At 67.3% G+C, this 17376-nt stretch carries 13 protein-coding genes; 3 read left to right on the forward strand and 10 right to left on the reverse strand.

What is annotated here, in order from left to right; genetic code table 11:
* Positions 1 to 353 precede the first annotated feature (353 nt).
* Positions 354 to 1349, forward strand: coding sequence for a LuxR C-terminal-related transcriptional regulator (locus tag IEZ15_RS27980; protein ID WP_229846145.1), 996 nt, complete (start codon positions 354 to 356; stop codon positions 1347 to 1349).
* Between the two features lie 881 nt (positions 1350 to 2230).
* Here the strand turns inward: IEZ15_RS27980 and IEZ15_RS27985 are convergent.
* The 7 genes from IEZ15_RS27985 to IEZ15_RS28015 form a co-directional block, all read right to left on the reverse strand.
* Positions 2231 to 4246 (reverse strand): acetoacetate--CoA ligase, encoded by a 2016-nt coding sequence (locus tag IEZ15_RS27985; RefSeq protein WP_189279877.1) that lies wholly within the window; start codon positions 4244 to 4246, stop codon positions 2231 to 2233.
* 170 nt (positions 4247 to 4416) lie between these two features.
* On the reverse strand, positions 4417 to 5001 hold the full coding sequence (locus tag IEZ15_RS27990) for an RBBP9/YdeN family alpha/beta hydrolase (RefSeq protein ID WP_189279878.1): 585 nt from the start codon (positions 4999 to 5001) through the stop codon (positions 4417 to 4419).
* Positions 4998 to 6329 carry an MFS transporter gene (locus IEZ15_RS27995; protein ID WP_189279879.1) on the reverse strand — a complete coding sequence of 444 codons (1332 nt, stop codon included), beginning with the start codon at positions 6327 to 6329 and terminating at the stop codon, positions 4998 to 5000. The genes IEZ15_RS27990 and IEZ15_RS27995 overlap by 4 nt, the downstream gene beginning before the upstream one ends.
* Positions 6330 to 6359: 30 nt before the next feature.
* Complete coding sequence (locus IEZ15_RS28000; protein WP_189279880.1) at positions 6360 to 7277, reverse strand: TauD/TfdA dioxygenase family protein; 918 nt, start codon at positions 7275 to 7277, stop codon at positions 6360 to 6362.
* 39 nt (positions 7278 to 7316) lie between these two features.
* Entirely contained in the window at positions 7317 to 8288 is a 972-nt protein-coding gene (locus IEZ15_RS28005; protein ID WP_189279881.1) for a quinone oxidoreductase family protein, read from the reverse strand.
* Between the two features lie 82 nt (positions 8289 to 8370).
* The gene (locus tag IEZ15_RS28010) at positions 8371 to 9429 is read right to left on the reverse strand and encodes a beta-keto acid cleavage family enzyme (RefSeq protein ID WP_189279882.1); all 1059 of its coding nucleotides are present in this window, start codon (positions 9427 to 9429) and stop codon (positions 8371 to 8373) included.
* Between the two features lie 384 nt (positions 9430 to 9813).
* Entirely contained in the window at positions 9814 to 10836 is a 1023-nt protein-coding gene (locus IEZ15_RS28015) for an AraC family transcriptional regulator (RefSeq protein ID WP_114248205.1), read from the reverse strand.
* 363 nt (positions 10837 to 11199) lie between these two features.
* Here IEZ15_RS28015 and IEZ15_RS28020 point away from each other — a divergent pair, with 363 nt between their 5' ends.
* Entirely contained in the window at positions 11200 to 12285 is a 1086-nt protein-coding gene (locus IEZ15_RS28020) for a TauD/TfdA family dioxygenase (protein WP_189279883.1), read from the forward strand.
* A 32-nt stretch (positions 12286 to 12317) separates the two neighbouring features.
* The gene (locus IEZ15_RS28025; RefSeq protein WP_189279884.1) at positions 12318 to 13823 is read left to right on the forward strand and encodes a long-chain-fatty-acid--CoA ligase; all 1506 of its coding nucleotides are present in this window, start codon (positions 12318 to 12320) and stop codon (positions 13821 to 13823) included.
* Between the two features lie 597 nt (positions 13824 to 14420).
* Here IEZ15_RS28025 and IEZ15_RS28030 read toward each other — a convergent pair.
* From IEZ15_RS28030 to IEZ15_RS28040, 3 genes are read right to left on the reverse strand one after another with little or no spacing between them, the layout of a single operon-like run.
* Complete coding sequence (locus IEZ15_RS28030) at positions 14421 to 15755, reverse strand: Dyp-type peroxidase (RefSeq protein ID WP_229846146.1); 1335 nt, start codon at positions 15753 to 15755, stop codon at positions 14421 to 14423.
* A gap of 19 nt (positions 15756 to 15774) precedes the next feature.
* Complete coding sequence (locus tag IEZ15_RS28035; protein WP_189279885.1) at positions 15775 to 16788, reverse strand: hypothetical protein; 1014 nt, start codon at positions 16786 to 16788, stop codon at positions 15775 to 15777.
* A gap of 44 nt (positions 16789 to 16832) precedes the next feature.
* Positions 16833 to 17363: a hypothetical protein gene (locus IEZ15_RS28040; protein ID WP_189279886.1), complete on the reverse strand. Its 531-nt coding sequence runs from the start codon at positions 17361 to 17363 to the stop codon at positions 16833 to 16835.
* Positions 17364 to 17376: the final 13 nt, after the last annotated feature.

Here is a 17376-nt window from a genome sequence, read left to right on the forward strand (position 1 = left end):
TCCTATGCAGACAATTGCTGCCACGAGAATTTTCTGCATAATGGACAGCACTCCGACCGAACCACCGCACACCAGCGGAATGGATACTCAGTCAAGGCTTCCATGATTCCCATGCCTGCTTTCCCCGCCGCTTGACGCAGTACTGCATCATTCGTGAATTAATGAACCCATGGCATCACTTCACGAAATCCGGATGCTTTAGAGTTGGCGCCCGATAACCCACGGGCAAAAGGGGGTAGCGAAGAATGTCGGCAGCCAGAGGATCCCACTCCACGGAGGAATGCTCACCACTGGAACGCGTTACATCGACGCGTGGATCCACTGCGGAGGGAAGCCGGGTCCGGTGCGAGGACGTGGCCGAGGCACTGAGACTCAGCCCCGAACAGTCGGTGGGTGCCGAGCTGGTCCTGCGCCTCCTCGGACTGATGCAGCCGGCCCTCTCCGGCCCGGATCTCCTATCGCCGATGACTTCCGAGGAGACCGCTGCCCGACTGGCGCGGGCACTGGGTGAGCGGAGGGGCGACCAACGCGCCCCCGAGTCGCGCGGGCACCCTTGCCCCCAGGCGCACTCCTCCGATTCCTCCAGGCCACAGCCCCACCGAGAAGACGCTCCCCCGTCGGACGAGACCCTCGACCCCGCCGCGACGGCTCTTCAGACGCTGATCGCCGACGAGAGTGCCGACTGCCACCGGGAACTGCTGGTCGTGCTGCCCAGTGGCGCCCGGCCCTGTCACGCGTTCCCCGCCGCCCGCGCGATCGTGCTGCGCCTGCTCGACCGCGGTGTGCGCACCAGGCTGATCTACCAGCACGCGGCCCGTGGCGACCTGGTCACGCGGTCAATGGTCCGCGAACTGACGCACCGCGGCGCGGAGGTCCGCACCAGCGCCGAACTCATCGACCCGCTCATCGTTTACGACCGACAGGCCGTGATCCTGCCGGATTCCTCGACGTGTGGCCCCGGCAACCGAATGACCGAAGCGGTGACGGTGGACGATCCTGCCATGGTTGCGTTCACCTGCGGCGCTTTTGAGAACCTGTGGAACGCCGCAACCCCGTTCAGCCCCTGCACCAAAGACCTCCCGAACTCGTTCGACGATCTCAAGATGTCGATCGTGCAGCTTATGGCAATGGGCCACAAGGACGAACTGGTCGCCCGCCGGCTCGGAATATCCGTCCGCACCTGCCGCCGCCATGTTGCTGAAATAATGGATGAAATCAAAGCCACCAGTCGATTTCAGGCAGGTGTCAATCTCACGCGGGCCGGACTTGTCGACGACCCTTTTCCAGCGCCCCAAAGCACACCGGCCCGGGCAAATCCTGAGTCATCGTCCGCACAAGCAGACGGCTGATCCGGGATACATCGCCCCGATACGGATGAACGTGTCTACGGAAGATGAACCACCCCGCCGCCCGCAGGCACACCGGCCCGAAACCGACCGGAAGGTCCGTCCGTCACGCACGAGAGGTTCGTTCCGAGCGGCACGCCGCTCGGGCACCCCCGGTCGTGTGCGGCGTCGGTCCACGTACCGTCCGCATGAACAGAGCGCGGAGAGCGGCACCGGGGCCGGCCGCGTCCGCCGGTCCCTCCTCCGGGATCATCCCGTCGACCCCGGGGCGATCCGGCGTCGAGACACCCCCGCACCGGGACAGGTGCGAGGAGGTTCTGTCGCGAGGCGGCGACCACCGTGTCGCCGGCCCCCAGCAGCGCGGCGGCACAGCCGGGTCCCGGCCTGCCCACCGAGCGACCTGACACGCTGTCGGCCGGCAGGATCAACGACCACGTCGCGCCATACACGGCAGTATCCACATAGTTGCCGGCCTCGTTCCGGAACAGACGACCATCCGGTACCACGCCGTCGTCGGTCCGCTCCGTCCCGGCGGTGACCACACCACCGGACAGGTTGAGCACCCTCATCCGGCCTCGGGTGAGCGGCACTGCGAACACCTGAGGCGAATGACCTCCGCCAGACAGGGCGACGGTGAGCCGCGGCCCCTGCATCCTTGCCGCGGGTCGTCAGTCATCACGCCTTCAACGGTCTGCGTCTCTCCCGCACAGCCCTCGATACGAGGCGAATCGGCTCCGCGATCAGCGCCCGGTTCCACGGTGCAAGCCGTGATCGATCTGACGGCGCAGCACAGCGGGTTGGTGACGCAGCACGCGGCTCTGCGCGTTTTTCGACTCTTCTGATCGATCCGGTGACGCGGTCTGTCCCAGGAAGGGACATGGAGATCATTTACCGTCCTGGCGGCCGCGTCGGTGTCCGGAAGGGAGCCTGGTGGCGAACCCCTCGAACCAGGCCAGCATCTCGGGGTGGGTGACGGCGCCCTCAGCGGTCACATCAGCGGCGCGGGCTCCCTGGATGATGCGCTTGACGGGGACCTCCAGCTTCTTTCCGGTCAAGGTGCGCGGCACGGCAGCTATCGGAACGATGATGTCCGGAACGTGCCGAGGTGAAAGCGTGTGGGTGATCGACGTCGCGATGGCACTGCGAAGTGTGTCGTCGACGGTTTCCCCTTCGGCGAGGACGACGAAGAGCGGCATGACGTACCGGCCGTCCGGCAGTTCGGCGCCGATGACCAGACTGTCTGCGATCTGGGGAAGCTGCTCGACAACGGCGTAGATGTCGGCGGACCCCATCCTCACGCCCATTCGGTTGAGTGTTGAATCCGAACGTCCCACCACCGCGACCGACAGGTCCGGTTCGACCGTGACCCAATCGCCGTGCCGCCAGACTCCGGGATAGACATCGAAGTAGCTCGCCAGATAGCGCTGATTGTCCGGGTCGTTGACGAAGTGCAACGGCATCGAGGGAAGCGGTGCCGTCACCACCAGTTCCCCCTGCGCCCCGACAAGCGGCTGTCCGGAGGCGTCCCAGGCGGCGATGGCAACGCCGAGCGCGGGACACTGGATCCGGCCGACCCGCACCGGCAGGAGCGGGGAGCCCCCCGCGAGGACCGAGCAGACATCGGTCCCTCCACAGATCGACTGCAGCCAGGCGTCGGGGGCGAGGCGGTCGTAAACCCAGCGCCACGTGCTGCCGGGAAGCGATGAACCGGTCTGCAGGATGGACCGAAGAGCGCTCAGATCGATCTCGGCCGCTGGGTGTGCATCCGCTTTCTCCGCGGCGACCAGGTAGGCCGCTCCCACGCCGACCATCGTCGCGCGCGTCTGTTCGGCGACCTTCCAGAGGCCGTTGACGTCAACGTACGTGGGGCTGCCGTCGTACAGGACGATCGTGGCGCCGTGCAGCAGGCCGCCCACCATGAAGTTCCACACCATCCAGCTGGTGGACGTATGGAAGAAGTAGCGGTCGTCGCTCCGCAGGTCGACGCCGAGACCGAGGGCCTTGAGCAGCTCGACGACGATGCCGCCGTGCCCCTGCACGATGCCCTTCGGTACGCCTGTGGTACCCGATGACCACAAGATCCACAGAGGGTGGTCGAAGGCGACGTCCGCGAAGGTGAGTTCGGCCTGGTTGTCGAGAAGCGTGGACCACGTGTGCTGCTCCAGCCGAGGCCGCTGCGACCACGATGAGGTGGTGGAGGACGTGGAGAGGTGGCCGACCGCGATCAGATGCCGGACCGTGGGCAGCCCGTCCGCGATCTCGGCGACCGCCGGACGTCGGTCGAATTTCTTCCCCCCGTAGAAGTAGCCGTCGGCGGCCACCAGGACCGTCGGCTGCGCCTGCTGCAGCCGCGCGAGCACGCTGGACGTACCGAAGTCCGGGGAGCACACGGTCCACACCGCGCCGACAGCGGCACTGGCCAGCAACGCGACCACGGCATGCGACGTGTTCGGGAGGTAACCGGCAACGCGGTCACCGGGCCCCACGCCCATCTCGCGAAGGGATGCGGCGACAGCGGCGACGTCGCGTCCGAGCTGCCGCCACGAAGTCTCCACCGGAACGCCGCCTTCGGAGACACTGATCAAGGCCGGGCGCTCGTCGGTGCTACGGGCGAAGCATTGCTCGGCGAAGTTCATCCGCGCTCCCCCGAACCAGGATGCTCCTGGCATCGACGCGTCGGCCAGCACCTCGTCGTAGCTGCTGACGGCGTCGAGGCCGTAGAACTCCCATACCGCCGACCAGAAGGCGGGCACCTCGGTGGTGCTCCATCGCCACAGCTCCGCGTAGTCGGAGAAGGACAGGCCCCGCGTTTGCCTCAGCCAGCGCATGAAGCCGGCGATGTTGGAGCTTTCGGCCGTCGAGCGGCTGGGGGACCACAGCAGGTCGGTATCGGTACTCATCAGCGCCTCCAGGGGGCGGGGTCGTGCGGGTGGGGACCGGTGCGCGGAGGCCGGCCGGGGGAAGCGCCTACGGGACGCATCGACATGTCTGCAACAAGGGGCTCGGCGGCACACGGCTCCCTCCGGCCCGGCGCGGGCAGGAGGGAGCCGTGAGGCAAGGCCGTCGCCGGTCAGGCGGACATGTCGGACGAGGCTCGGCCGAGCTCGCGGACGAACTCCTCCGCCCGGGGCCATGCGCCGTAGCCGGAGGCGGGGTTGAGGTGTCCGACCGGGCCGAGGTCCACGAGGCGGCTCCCCCATGCCCGGGCGAGATCGGCGACGCGATCGGCAGCGGCCAAGGGGTCGTTCGTGCTCGCTGCGACGATGCTGGGGAAGGGCAGGGGTGTCCGCGGCGTCGGCGTCCAGCCGTTTTCACGCAGGGCTCCCAGGGTGGGGTAGCCCTCCGGCAGCGGCGTGTCGAAGTCCGGCGGCGCCGCCAGCAGTGCGCCCTTGACGGGACGCCGGTGTCGTTGCGCCCAGTGCACGGTGGTCATCACCCCGGCACTGTGGGCCACCAGTACGACGGGCCCGGAGATGTCCGACAGCGCCTCCTCCAGTGCGGCGACCTGGGCATCGCGGCTCAGCCTGTCCTTCTCCAGCGGGGGAACGGTTCGGGCGTCGGCGATCGTGGCGGCGAGGACGGTCTGCCAGTGGTCCGGCACATGATCGCGCAGTCCGGGGACGATGACGACCGTCGGCTGTGCGCTGGGACTCATGACTGCAACTCCGGGGTCTTGAGCGCCGGGCCGGGGAGCAGCCCCAGGCGGCGCAGGTCGTCTTCGTAGGAGAACTTGCCGATGATGAAGGCCACGCTGCCGGCGAGCGCGACGAGCGGAATCACCTGCAGTGCGCCGAGCAGGCCCAGGTGGTCCGCGAGCATGCCCGTCACCGCGGGCCCAGGGGCCAGCCCGAGCAGGCTGTTGGCCAGAGTGAGGGTGGCGAAAGCCGTCGCCGCGATGGCGGCAGGGGTCAGATTGGCCACCATGGCGGCCGCCGGACCGGCGGTGCCGCCGGCCACCAGGGTCCCGGCCGCGATCAACACAAGCTGCAGCGGGCCGACCGGCAAGTGGAATCCCGCCATCAACAGCACGAACGACCCGAGAGAGCAGACGATCGCAACGATCCACTTCCGGTCCGCGGCCTTCCGGCTGAGGCGGTCCGCGACGATCCCGCAGAGGATCATGCCAATGCCACTGATCAGCGCGAAGACCCCGGCGGCCAGGCCGGCCTTCGCAGGAGGCATGTCGTAGTACCGGTTGAGGAAACTGGGTATCCACGCGAGCAGGGCCATCGCGATGAACATCTGCAGCCCGCTGCCGATGTAGGCGCAGACCACGGAGACAGAGGAGAACAGCCGCGGCAACTGGGTCCGGACGGGGGCGCGTTCCCCGGACACGGCGCTGTTGCGGATGGACGCCGGGCCCAGCCTCTTCTCGGTGACCACGAGGCCGTAGACCGCGGCCAGGACCAGTCCGAGGATTCCCATCGCGCCGAACGCCCAGCGCCAGCCATGCTCCTGGGCGATCACACCGCCGACCGACACACCCAGCACGGATCCGAACGAACCCCCCGCCATGAAGGCTCCGGAGAGCGTGGCCCGCAAACCGATGGGGAACACGCTGAGGACCACCGCGATGCCGACGCTCCCGTAGGCCGCCTCTCCGACGCCCACCATGAACCGGCCCAGGAACATCTGGCCGTAGCTCGCGGAAATGGCACAGCCCAGGGTCGCCAGGCTCCACGCCGTCGCGGCGATGACCAAGGTCCTGACCCGGCCCCAGCGGTCCGCCAGAAGCGACAGGGGGAAGGTGAGCACTCCGACCATCAGGGCCACGATGCCGCTGAGAGAGCCCAACTCGGCATCGGAGAGCAGCCATTCGGCTTTCAACAGGGGAAAAACCGCGTTGAGGACCTGTCGCGACATGTAGTCGGACAGCAGTAGCCCAAAACCGAGGGCGAACACGAGCCAGGCATAGCTACGGGATACAGCCGGTGCGGCGGGAGACGTCCCCGGCACTGTTGTGCCGGCAGTGTGCAGTCCCATGGGCATCACCTTTTCGTCTCTGGTCGGGGCTCAGAAAGGTTTGTCGCCGGCAATCCCCGCGCGCTCCATCTTGCGGACGGCGGGCCAGTAGTCCTGGACGGCGTAATGCTGGGTGGAGCGGTTGTCCCAGATGGCGACGCTGTTCTTCTGCCAGCGCCAGCGCACCTGGTACTCGGGGACGGCCGCCTGGCTGATCAGGTAGTTCAGGAGACTGCCCGCTCCGGGCGCGTAGTCCTGGCCGAAGCGCACGTTCTCGGGCGTGTGGTAATTGACGAAGTGCGTGGTGAAGGCGTTGACGAAGAGAATCTGCTCGCCGGTCTCCGGGTGGGCACGCACCACCGGGTGCTCCGGGTCCGGGAAGCGGGCCTTCAGCTCGTGACGTTGCTCCGTCGGCATCACAGCGCCGAAGGTCGCCTCGATGCTGTGCCGTGCGCGCAGGCCCGCGATCTGCGTCTTGATGTGCTCCGGCAGCCTGCGATAGGCCTCAGCCATGTTGACCCAGATCGTGTCACCACCCACCTCTGGTGTTTCCACGCAGCGCAGCACGGCGCCCATGGGCGGGCACGCGCGCCAGGTTGCGTCGCAGTGCAGCGCGTTCTCGTAGTGCTCGGGTTTGCTGTCCAGATCCTTGTAGATGCGGACCAGCCCGGGGTGGTCGGGGTCGCTGCCGACCACCGGATGGTCCTCCAGCGGGCCGAAGCGCCCGGCGAAGGCGATGTGTTCGGCGCGCGTGATGTCCTGGTCACGCAGGAACAGGACCTTGTACTCCAGCAGCAGCGCCTTGATCTCGGCGAACAGGTCGCCGTCGCGCGCGGCGTCGCCGAGGTTCACACCGGACAGTTCGGCGCCGATGGTGCAGGTCAGCGGCTCAACCTTGATGGAGGTACGGAGGGCGCCCGGACGCACGAGTGCGGGTGTGTCTTCCTTCGGGCGGACGGTCTGGGGCATGTGCTCACTCCTGGGGGTCACGTGCGGGGCACGGCGAGCTCAGAGGACGAAGACGGAAGATCCCGTGGTCCGTCCCGCTTCCAGGTCACGATGGGCCTGTACCGCGTCCTGAAGGGCGTAGCGCTGGTTGGTCTCGATCTTGATGCGCCCGGCCGCGACGTGCCCGAACAGCTCTCCGGCCAGGGCGTCCCGCTCCGCCGGCTCGGCGATGTAGTCGGCCAGTGCGGGGCGGGTCACGAACAGCGATCCGTGGATTGCCAGTTGCATGGCGTCGAGCGGCGGTACCCCTGAGGCCGTACCGAAACACACCAACAGGCCACGGCGTTGCAGCGAGGCCATGGATCCGGCGACGGTGTCCTTGCCGATACTGTCGAAGACGACCGGGACGCCCTTGCCGTCGGTCAGTTCACGCACCCGCTCGGCCACGTTCTCGCGCCGGTAGTAGATGATGTGCTCGCAGCCGTGGGCGCGGGCGACCTCGGCCTTCTCCTCGCTGGAGACCGTGCCGATCACCGTGATGCCGAGCAGCTTCGCCCACTGGGAGAGGATCAGACCGACGCCGCCGGCCGCCGCGTGGAGCAGCACGGTATCGCCGGACTTCAGCGGGTGGATCCGGCGCAGCAGATACGCCGAGGTGAGTCCGCGCATGGTCATCGCCGCGGCGGTCTCGCAGCCGATCTCGTCCGGCAGCTTGATCAGTGAATCCGCGGGCATGACCCGCTCCGTGCTGTAGGCACCCAGCGGACTGCCGGTGTAGGTCACACGGTCGCCCTCGGCGACATGCGGCACACCCTCGCCCACGGCCTCGATCACACCCGAGGCCTCCACGCCGAGCCCCGCCGGCAGCGGAGCCGGGTACAGGCCGGAGCGGAAGTAGGTGTCGGCGAAGTTGAGTCCGACGGCGACATGCCGGATCCGTACCTCGCCCGGACCCGGGTCGCCGACGACGACCTGTTCCCACCGCATGACCTCAGGGCCACCGGTTTCATGGAATCGAATGGCGTGTGCCATGACGTGCTCCGTTTGCTCGTGTGTGGGGGCTGTGCGGGGCGGCGGCGGGGCGGGAACCCTGGCCGCCGCCAGTAGGATCGAATCAGCTCTTGAGGTCGCGCAGCATGGAACCGCGCCGGCCGGGGCGGCGGTTGGGCACCATGCCGAGCCGGTCCAGGGTCTCGTCGGCGTCCGAGTACCATTCACCGATCCTGTAGATCTTCTTCGCCTCCTGCCCTGTGGCGATCTCACGCCCGAGCACATGGGCGATCTTGACCATCTGCTCGACCTGCTCCACGGAGGACATCCGCTCGCCCTTGTGCCGCCACAGGTTGTCCTCATTGCCCACCCGCACGTGCGTGCCGAGGGCGATGCCGATCGCGTTCATCGGCGCCACCGCGCGCATGGATGCCTCGATGGTGAGCACGGCGCCGTCCGGGACGCGGCGGATGAACTCGATCAGGTCGGCCGGGTGCCGGCCGGCGAACCCACCGCCGATGGCAACGTAGTTGAGCACCAGCGGCCCGCTGTAGATGCCCTTGCGGATCAGCCGCTCCACGGTCTCCAGCTGCGCCATGTCGGCGAGTTGGAAGTGCGGCTGGATGCCGTTGGCACGGAGCCGCTCGAGGTGCTCGAGGTAGAAGTCCGGCCCGGCCTCGACCACCATGTCCCGATAGGCCTTGTAGTAACCCGCCTTGGCGATCGAAGTGCCCTCGATGTCCTCGTCGTCGAAGATCTCGACGATGTTCATCTGGTTGGTGTTGATCGCGATCGTCACTTGGTCAGGCTTGGGAGTGATCTCGGCCAGCATGTGACGAGTGTCGTAGCTGAGCCACTTGGCGTCGCCGCCCTCGTCCTCGGGGGCGAAGGAGATCGACCCGCCGATCTGGAGGACCATGTCCGGCACGGCCTCGCGCAGGCGGGCCATCAGCTCGTTGAACATGGAGATGCGCTTGGATCCGTGGCCGTCCAGCTCGCGCACGTGGATGTGCAGCACCGTGGCGCCGGCGTTGTAGCAGTCGACGGCCGCCTGCACGTGCTCGTCCATGGTGAGCGGTAGGTCGTCGGCGTCACCGGGCAACCACTCCGGCCCGTAGGGCGCGGCCTGGATGACCAGCCTCTCCTGGTTCTCCGGATACAGGGAGTCGTCGAAGAAGTGCATGGTCCATCTCCTTTGTCGGATGGGTCTTCACTCGCCGCACGCATCACTGCCTTCGATGCGAGGCCCGGAGGGCTTGCGAGGAGCGGACGCGGGAATGCAGACGGGGTTCCCGGGCTCGCCGGGGGCTCGGATACGATCAGCGGGCCCGGGAGGGAACATTCGGCTGGGGGCAGGATTTCTGCCCGCCCTCGTGGGATCGGCCTTGTCCCTTGCGGTGAGGCAACGTTAAGGGCGGGCCAGGGCGCGCGCTTGACCGAAGGTGACAGAAGACTTACCGCTTGGGGACATGCCTTGCCGTCGCGGCCGGCGTCCCCGGACCCAGCCAGGGGTATGCCGGGATATGGCGTGAACGGCCGTTCCACGCCCCTGCAGAATTCTGGGCGGTCACTCCTCGCCGGAAGGCCGCTGCCCGGTACCGCGTACCCGCCACTCCCTCGGGCTGCAGCCGAACCTCTCGCGGAACCAGCGCGAGAAAGCACTCGGTGCCGAGAATCCCAGAAGCCCGGAGATCTCCGTGAACGAGCGGCGCGGGTTTGCCACGAGCTGCTCCGCGAGCTGGGTACGTGTGGCGTTGAGAACGGCGGAGAACGTCTCGCCCGAGGCCGCGAGGTGCCGGTGGATCGTCCTCCGGTCGATGCCGAGGCTGTCTGCGACCTGCTCGATCGAACAGCGCCCGGTGGGCAGCAGGACTTCGATCAGCTCACGCACGCGGTCCAGCACGGTGGTGTCCCTCGAGACCGCGATGGACTCGAAATACTGCCGGGCATAGGTCCGCAGCAGCGGGTCCGACATGGGGTTGGGAGCCTTGAGATCGCTGGCGTAGAAGACGATCCCGTTGAACTCCCGGTCGAATTCCACTACGGGACCGAAGAGGCGCCGGTGGGTACCGGGATCCGCCGGCGCGTCGTGCGTGAAGCACACGGACAACGGCTGCCACCGGGCACCGAGAAAGCTGCGGAGGACCCCGTGGAAGGCGCCCACGGCCAGCTCCGTGGCCTGGCGGGCGGCCATCGCCTCACCCAGCTCGAGGCTCACCTTGAGGGTGGCCAGTCCGTTCGCCCCGGAGAGCCGGCTGCGGAGCATCTCGTTGTACATGTGCTCATGGCGGACGAGAAGTTCGAGGGCACTGCGGACATCGGGCTCGTCGCGCAGGACCAGACTGATGGGGCCGAGATTGGAGAAGCTGCGTCGCTCGGCGAGGAGCAGGCCGAAGTCCCCGCGCCGTGAGGCCGCCGCCGAGAGTTCGAGCAGCTGGATGACCGCCGTGCCGGGGATCCATCTGTCCTGGACCGCGAGGCCGACAGGGTCAAGGCCGACGCGCTTCATCAGGGCCCGCGCATCGATGCCCAGCGACTGGCTGACCTCGACATAGTTGTTCAGCGCTGCATTGCGGACAAGAGGCTTCATGGGCGCGCTCCAGGGGGGCTTTGTCCCCAAGTGATAAGTGAGATGTCACGTCACGTCAAGCCACAGGACACATCGTGACCTAGCGTTGCACCACTGCGGTGGGGTTCTCCGCCTGGATACGGCGTCCCGGCCGATCGGAATTCCAGCGGAGAGCACCATCGCAAAATGTTCACGTGCTGACCAGCCCTGAAAAGGCTGTACGGAATTTCCTGCAGATCAATGGATTCGGGGCAGTGAAACGCCCCGAATCCGTCAGAAATATTCAGCAAGGAAGGCGAGAGGTCGTACGCCCGATTTCTGTTCCAGCCGGCAATGAGCTGCACAGGAGTCCGAAGAGAGACGTACGACCTGAGGGAGGTCACCATGACAAGCGTGATCAACGTGCTGCGTCGGCCCTGCACCGGGCCGGCCGTGTGGGCGGGTCCGGACCTGGCGGACTCCGAGGAATGGGTCCTGCGGCTCTCGCCGGCGCAGATCGACGAACTCGAGGCGGCCGTGCACGCGGTGCGTGCGCGGGACCTTCCACTGCTGAAGATGACCGCCGGCGACTTTCCGCTGCCGACACTGGCCTGCGAACTGGAACGCATCGCCGACGAATTGGAGAACGGACGCGGATTCGTGCTCGTCAAACGCATTCCGGTCGAGCGATACAGCCAGGCGGCGGCAAACACCATTTTCTGGGGAGTGGGCCGGCATCTGGGTGTTCCGGTGTCGCAGAACGCATCAGGCCACATGCTGGGCCACGCCCGGGACACCGGCCGTAGCCTTGCCGACCCGGGAACGCGCGGATACCAGACCAGAGCGAGGCTGCCGTTCCACACCGACGGATCCGATGCCCTCGGGCTGCTGTGCCTGCGAGCGGCCCGCTCCGGCGCACGGACCGCCGTCGTCAGCTCGGCAGCGGTCTACAACGCCGTCCTGGCACGGCGACCTGATCTGGTCGAGCGGCTGTACCGCACACATTTCCTCGATCGCCGGGAGGAGCAAGCCCCCGGCGAGCGCCCGTACGCCGCGGTCCCTCTGGTGTCCTTCAGCGGGGGCAAGCTCAGCATGCGCTACAACCGCTGCTACCTCGAATCCGCACAGCGCTTTCCTGACGTTCCCCGCTTGGAGCCGACGGACGTGGAACTGTTCGACCTCGTCGACGCACTGGCAGGGTCACCGGAGCTCCGGCTCGAGGTCGACTTCGAGGTCGGTGACCTGCTGTTCCTCAACAACCATGCGGTTCTTCATTCCCGCACGGAGTATGAGGACTTCGACGACCCCGAACTGAAGCGCCACGTCCTGCGGCTGTGGCTGGCCGTGCGGCAGGGACGCCACCTGCCGCCCGACTTCTGGGGAGATCCGCACAGCACCGGCGGCGACCCCGATCGCGGCGGGGTTGCCCCCCGCGACGTGATCGCGACACAAAAATCCGTGGGCCTCGGCGGCTGCCGGCACCCATGGTGACCGCCGCCACCCCAGATCGAAGAGGAAACCGAATGAACAACCTCGCCACGCTCCTGACCGAATCCGCCAGGGCCGACGGCAACCGCGTCGCCGTTCGCCAGGACGAGATCGCCCTCACCTATGCCCAACTGGACGACGCGAGCGCCCGGTTCGCCACACTGTTGCAGACCAAGGGCGTCCGGCCGGGCGACCGCGTCGCGTTGGTCATGCCCAACGTCACCTGGTTCCCGGTCGCGTACTACGGCATCCTCCGCTGCGGTGGCGTGGTGGTACCGATGAATCCGCTGTTGAAGGCCCGTGAAATAGCCTTCACTCTCCGGGATTCCGGATCGCGGATCGTGGTGACACTCCAGCGGTGCGCGGACCAGGTCGCAACGGCCGCGGCGGAAGTCGGGGCCGACTGCCTGGTCACCGACTCGACGGCGCTCGACACCCGAGTGCGGGCCACCGAACCGATGCCCCACGTCGTCGACCGGGCGGAGGACGACACTGCCGTGATCCTCTACACATCGGGCACGACAGGAACCCCGAAGGGCTCCGAGCTGACCCACCGCAACCTGATGACCAACGCGGCCACCACGACCCGGACGCTGCTCCACGTCGGGCCGGGCGACGTACTGTTCGGGGGCCTGCCGCTGTTCCACGCCTTCGGGCAGACCTGCGCTCTCAACACCGCCGTCGCCGCGGGCGCCACTTTGACCTTGCTGCCGCGGTTCGAGCCGGTCAGGGCGCTGGAGATCATGCACGACCACGGGGCCACCATCTTCCTGGGCGTCCCCACGATGTACACAGCCCTGCTCCACACCGGGATCCCCGACGGCTACGACCTCTCACGACTACGCCTGGCCGTTTCCGGCGGTGCCTCCTTGCCGGTCGAGGTACTCCACAAATTCGAACAGATATTCGGCATCACGGTACTGGAGGGCTATGGGCTGTCGGAGACTTCGCCTGTCGCGTCGTTCAACCCCCCGGACAGGCCGCGCAAGGCCGGCTCGATCGGCCTCCCGATCCGCGGGGTCGAGCTCAAGCTCGTGGCGGACGACGGCACCTCGGTGGGCCCGGGCGAGGTGGGTGAGATCGCGATCCGCGGCGACAACGTGATGAAGGGCTACTGGAATCGTCCGGACGCGACCGCGGATGCCATCCGGGACGGATGGTTCCACAGTGGCGACCTGGCCCGTGTCGACGAGGACGGCTACTACTTCATCGTCGACCGGAAGAAGGACCTCATCATCCGGGGCGGATACAACGTCTACCCACGTGAGATCGAGGAGGTGCTCTACGAACACCCGGCCGTCGCCGAGGCCGCGGTGATCGGTGTACCGCACGAGACCCACGGAGAGGAGATAGCCGCCGTCGTGACCCTCCGGGGCGGTGCGCAGATCACGGCCGATGAGATACGCGACCATGTCAAACAGCTGGTGGCGGCGTACAAGTATCCGCGGATCGTCACATTCACCGACGCACTCCCCAAGGGAGCAACGGGCAAGATCCTCAAGCGGGAGATCGTCGTCGAGCAGAAGGCTTCCACGGACTGAACCGATCAGGTTCGACGGCGACAACCGCAGGAAGACACTGCTTGCGCAGCGCGGTGGGGCTTCTGGTCGACGGCCCGGGGAAGCCGGGCTGTGCGGACCGTGGCGGATGCCTGCCGAGTCCTCGCTGTTCCGAGCCGGGCGACGGCCGGATTCGGAGCCGCTGATGGCGCTGTTCGCTGCCACCGCCCGGCGCAGACGCCGCGAGCGATCTGGCGTGGGCTGCGGCTGGTGGCGGTGGACGACACGTGCTGGGATGCCGCTGACAGTCGCGCGACCGGGAAGGCCTTCGATCGTCCGGGCAACACCCGTGGCCCGGACAAGGCGGCGTTCCCGCAGGTACGGATGGCCGCGCCGGTGCAGGGCGGCACGCACGCGATACCTGATGCGGAGCTGGACGACTGCCGGGTCGGGGAGCCGATGCTGCAGGCCCGTGTCGAGTGGCCGGCCGGCGGGCCCGCGCACACTGGTCCTGGCCGACCGGGTCTTCCCCGGCGTGTCGTGATGGCGGGTGTTCACCGCCACCACAACATGCCGAGGGACGCGCCCTCGGGCGGCGGAGCACCTCGGGGTGGTGCCACGGCGTGCATGGCCGCCCTGTCAGTTCTGGAGTTCCCCGAGCCAGCGCAGGGCACTCCGGCTCGGCAGGAAGCAGTACTCGCCGCCGCGGGTGACGACGAAGCGCGGCAGTGGGGTGAGGCGCCGTCGAAGCGGCCGCCGGGGAATGGTGAAGCCGGAGACTCCGTCGTGGGATCCGGCGACGGGATCTTTGGTGTCGCCCGCGCCGAAGAAGACGCCGTCGTTCATCCATTCCGACTGGACGAACTCGAACTGCCGCCCGAGGTGGGCTCCGATGAACGCGAACATCAGGCCGCGGTCGGTGCCGTCGTCCTCCAGGGCCCCCTCGGGGAGCGGTGGACCGTAGACGGCACCGCGTCTGATCATGCGGTGAAGTCGCACTTCTCCCGCCACCGAGGCGTCGCGGGGGTTGGCCCGGCGGATGTGGCAGCCGCCGGGCGTGATGAATCCCGCCGGATCGTCTCGCTCGTACAGGAAGGTGTTGCGGCGGTCCTGGTCGGTACCGAGAGCGGGGTCGTCGTGTTGCGGACTGAGCGCGAGGGGAGCTCCGCTGCGCCAGCGTCCCATGATCTTGGCCGCGAGCAGTTCCTCGTCTTCGGGAGAAGTGGCGTTGTCCCGCAGACAGCGCCTGAACGCGGCGACGTCCTGGTGGAGCTTACGGAAGACCGCGTAGCTGCCGTTGCGCCCCAGCACCTCCGGCTGCGGGGTCTGCAGACCGCCGATCTCGTCCCGGTAGCCGAGCACGAACTCCCCGGCCTTCAGCGGCGACTCCAGCCGGTTCGACCCGGCGATGCCGCTTCCTTCGACGGCTGGATGGCTGACGCCGTCGCGATAGCCGAAATGCTCGGTCTCGGTGGGCAGCGCGTAACAGTCCTGGCGCCAGATCGCGGTCACACCGGAAAGGTGGTCGTACGCGGGGCGGGCCCGGTCGAGAGCCGCCGCCAACCGTTGGGGATCAGGCGCGACCGCCGTGAGCACCACATGGACATCCGGCGTGCCCAGCGGCGCTTCCCAGTTCTCGGGGCTGCTCTCGCCGACATCGCCCAGTGTTTTGGCCCGGGCGGCCATCCCCTGCCGGAACTCCCAGGCGAACGTGTCCAGTGACGCGCGCGGCACACCCAGGGCCTCCAGACCGTGGCAGGAGACCGCGACACTGACCCAGGTGTCCCCCCGGGGGCTGACCGAGTCGGCGGCGGAGGTCACCACCGCGCTCGCGCGCCGCATCAGCTCCCGCCCGTCCGCCCGGTCATCGACGCGGAACACAAGGTAGGTCGCCGCGTAGGGAGTCGGCCGAGGGCTGAGAACCCCGCGCTGAATATCGTCGAGTTCCAACGCGACTTGCGTAGGTCCGCTCACGGTTCGCCTCCCTGCGGCACTACCTCGTAACGAGGTTCCGCCAGAATCTCCGCAGACTTTCGTCGCCGCCGAACAGCGAACTGAAGATCGTGGAGTCCGCCAACAGCACATCTCCGGCCCGCTCACCGCCCGGAGGCATCCACAGGAACATGTTGAACTCGGTGTTGCCTGCCTCGGTGAACGGATGCGGCCTGGAGGTGTCGATCGGCTGCCTGGCCAGCACGTGGATGACTTCCGGCTCGTCGGTCGTCACGGCGTAATGCGGCAGGTGCATATGGAAGTTGAAGTTCGTCACGCCTTCCAGCCACCCTTTCGCGTCCAGGTCCCTCACCGTGGAGAGCGGGGCGATCTCGTTCTTCTCCCGCACCGCGGGGCGCAGTCCGTAACGGTTCTCGACCGGCACCGCGAGGCCCTGCATCAAGCCCCGGACGTAGGTGGCGAATCGCTGCTGGCGGGGGACCAGGCGATCTCCGTGATGGTGGTACTCCACGTCCCGCACGGCCAGATCGTCCGATGCCCCGACGTCATGGTGAGGCCCCAGGACCAGACAGGCGTCCTCCCGGCCGAGGAAGGCCCGCAGTGCCTCGACCTCCTCGGGCCGGGCCTCCTGCCCCGTGACCATGTGATCCAGCCCGAACACGAAGAGAGTGTCGGTGTCGGCCAGTACACGCTCGTCGAGCGGAGTCCGGAACCCGGCCTGGTCGATGCGCTGATACACCGGAACGGGATGCCCGGTGACCTCCTCGACAAACTGCTGGAACGGCACCCAGGCCCAGAAGAACAATTCCAGCGAGCCGGCGATGCCCTGCTGGAATTGCAACGGGTCGGACCACTTCGGGTCCTCGTAGGCAGGCCACGCCACCCGCCTGACCTCCGTCATCGTGGAGAACCGGTTGTCCAGTTCAGCCGGGTTCCTGCCCGCCTCGGCCGGATAGCTCCACGAGACGTAGATGCTCACCCGTCGCCGACCAGGGGTGTATTCGCGCGGGACGTGGTTCTGGTTGTAGGTGCGCGCGGTCCTGACCTCGCTCATCTCGTCTCCGATCCGCAATGGGACAAGCACACGACAGCCCGTTCTCACTGCAACTGGTCGAGCATCTCCGACAGAGCACCCTTGATCCGCAGAGCCTTCTTGATCTCATCAGCGGACACGTACGGGTACTCCCCGTACTCGATGAAGCTCGGACAGTGGTGTTCGCGCACGAACCTGACGAACGCCTCAGGGTTGGTCCGCCAGTCCTCGGGGAATCCTTCGAGGTTCTCGAAGGCCGTGTTCACCCCCGCCTTGCCGAAAAGCGCGATGGCGTCCTCGGTGTACTTGTCGAAGTCGGTATCGAAGATCCCCTGATACATGAAGCGCGTGTCGTCGTCGAAGAGCACCCAGCGCAGGTAGTGCAACTTCAGTGGCGCGAGGAGTTGGGGGTCTTCCTCCAAAGCCTCGGCCAGAGTGCTGCCGTAGGCACGCATCGCGTCGGCCCGGCCCGGCTTGACCTTCGCGACGATGGTGAACCCGTAACACGCCGGTGTCTTCGGAAACACGGGGCCGTATTTCCCCTGCTCGAGTTGGTCGATCTTGGGGACGACGGCCGCCTGCGGCTTGATCTCCATGTCCGCTCCTCCC

The organism is Streptomyces atratus (genome assembly GCF_014648655.1).
Lineage (GTDB): Bacteria > Actinomycetota > Actinomycetes > Streptomycetales > Streptomycetaceae > Streptomyces > Streptomyces atratus.

Bases quoted from the DNA above. Each gene is read 5' to 3' on its own strand.
- IEZ15_RS27985 (WP_189279877.1), bottom strand. From the start codon at position 4,246: ATGAGTACCGATACCGACCTGCTGTGGTCCCCCAGCCGCTCGACGGCC.
- IEZ15_RS28000 (WP_189279880.1), bottom strand. From the start codon at position 7,277: ATGCCCCAGACCGTCCGCCCGAAGGAAGACACACCCGCACTCGTGCGT.
- IEZ15_RS27990 (WP_189279878.1), bottom strand. From the start codon at position 5,001: ATGAGTCCCAGCGCACAGCCGACGGTCGTCATCGTCCCCGGACTGCGC.
- IEZ15_RS28025 (WP_189279884.1), top strand. From the start codon at position 12,318: ATGAACAACCTCGCCACGCTCCTGACCGAATCCGCCAGGGCCGACGGC.
- IEZ15_RS28020 (WP_189279883.1), top strand. From the start codon at position 11,200: ATGACAAGCGTGATCAACGTGCTGCGTCGGCCCTGCACCGGGCCGGCC.
- IEZ15_RS28015 (WP_114248205.1), bottom strand. From the start codon at position 10,836: ATGAAGCCTCTTGTCCGCAATGCAGCGCTGAACAACTATGTCGAGGTC.
- IEZ15_RS28010 (WP_189279882.1), bottom strand. From the start codon at position 9,429: ATGCACTTCTTCGACGACTCCCTGTATCCGGAGAACCAGGAGAGGCTG.
- IEZ15_RS27995 (WP_189279879.1), bottom strand. From the start codon at position 6,329: ATGGGACTGCACACTGCCGGCACAACAGTGCCGGGGACGTCTCCCGCC.
- IEZ15_RS28035 (WP_189279885.1), bottom strand. From the start codon at position 16,788: ATGAGCGAGGTCAGGACCGCGCGCACCTACAACCAGAACCACGTCCCG.
- IEZ15_RS28005 (WP_189279881.1), bottom strand. From the start codon at position 8,288: ATGGCACACGCCATTCGATTCCATGAAACCGGTGGCCCTGAGGTCATG.
- IEZ15_RS28040 (WP_189279886.1), bottom strand. From the start codon at position 17,363: ATGGAGATCAAGCCGCAGGCGGCCGTCGTCCCCAAGATCGACCAACTC.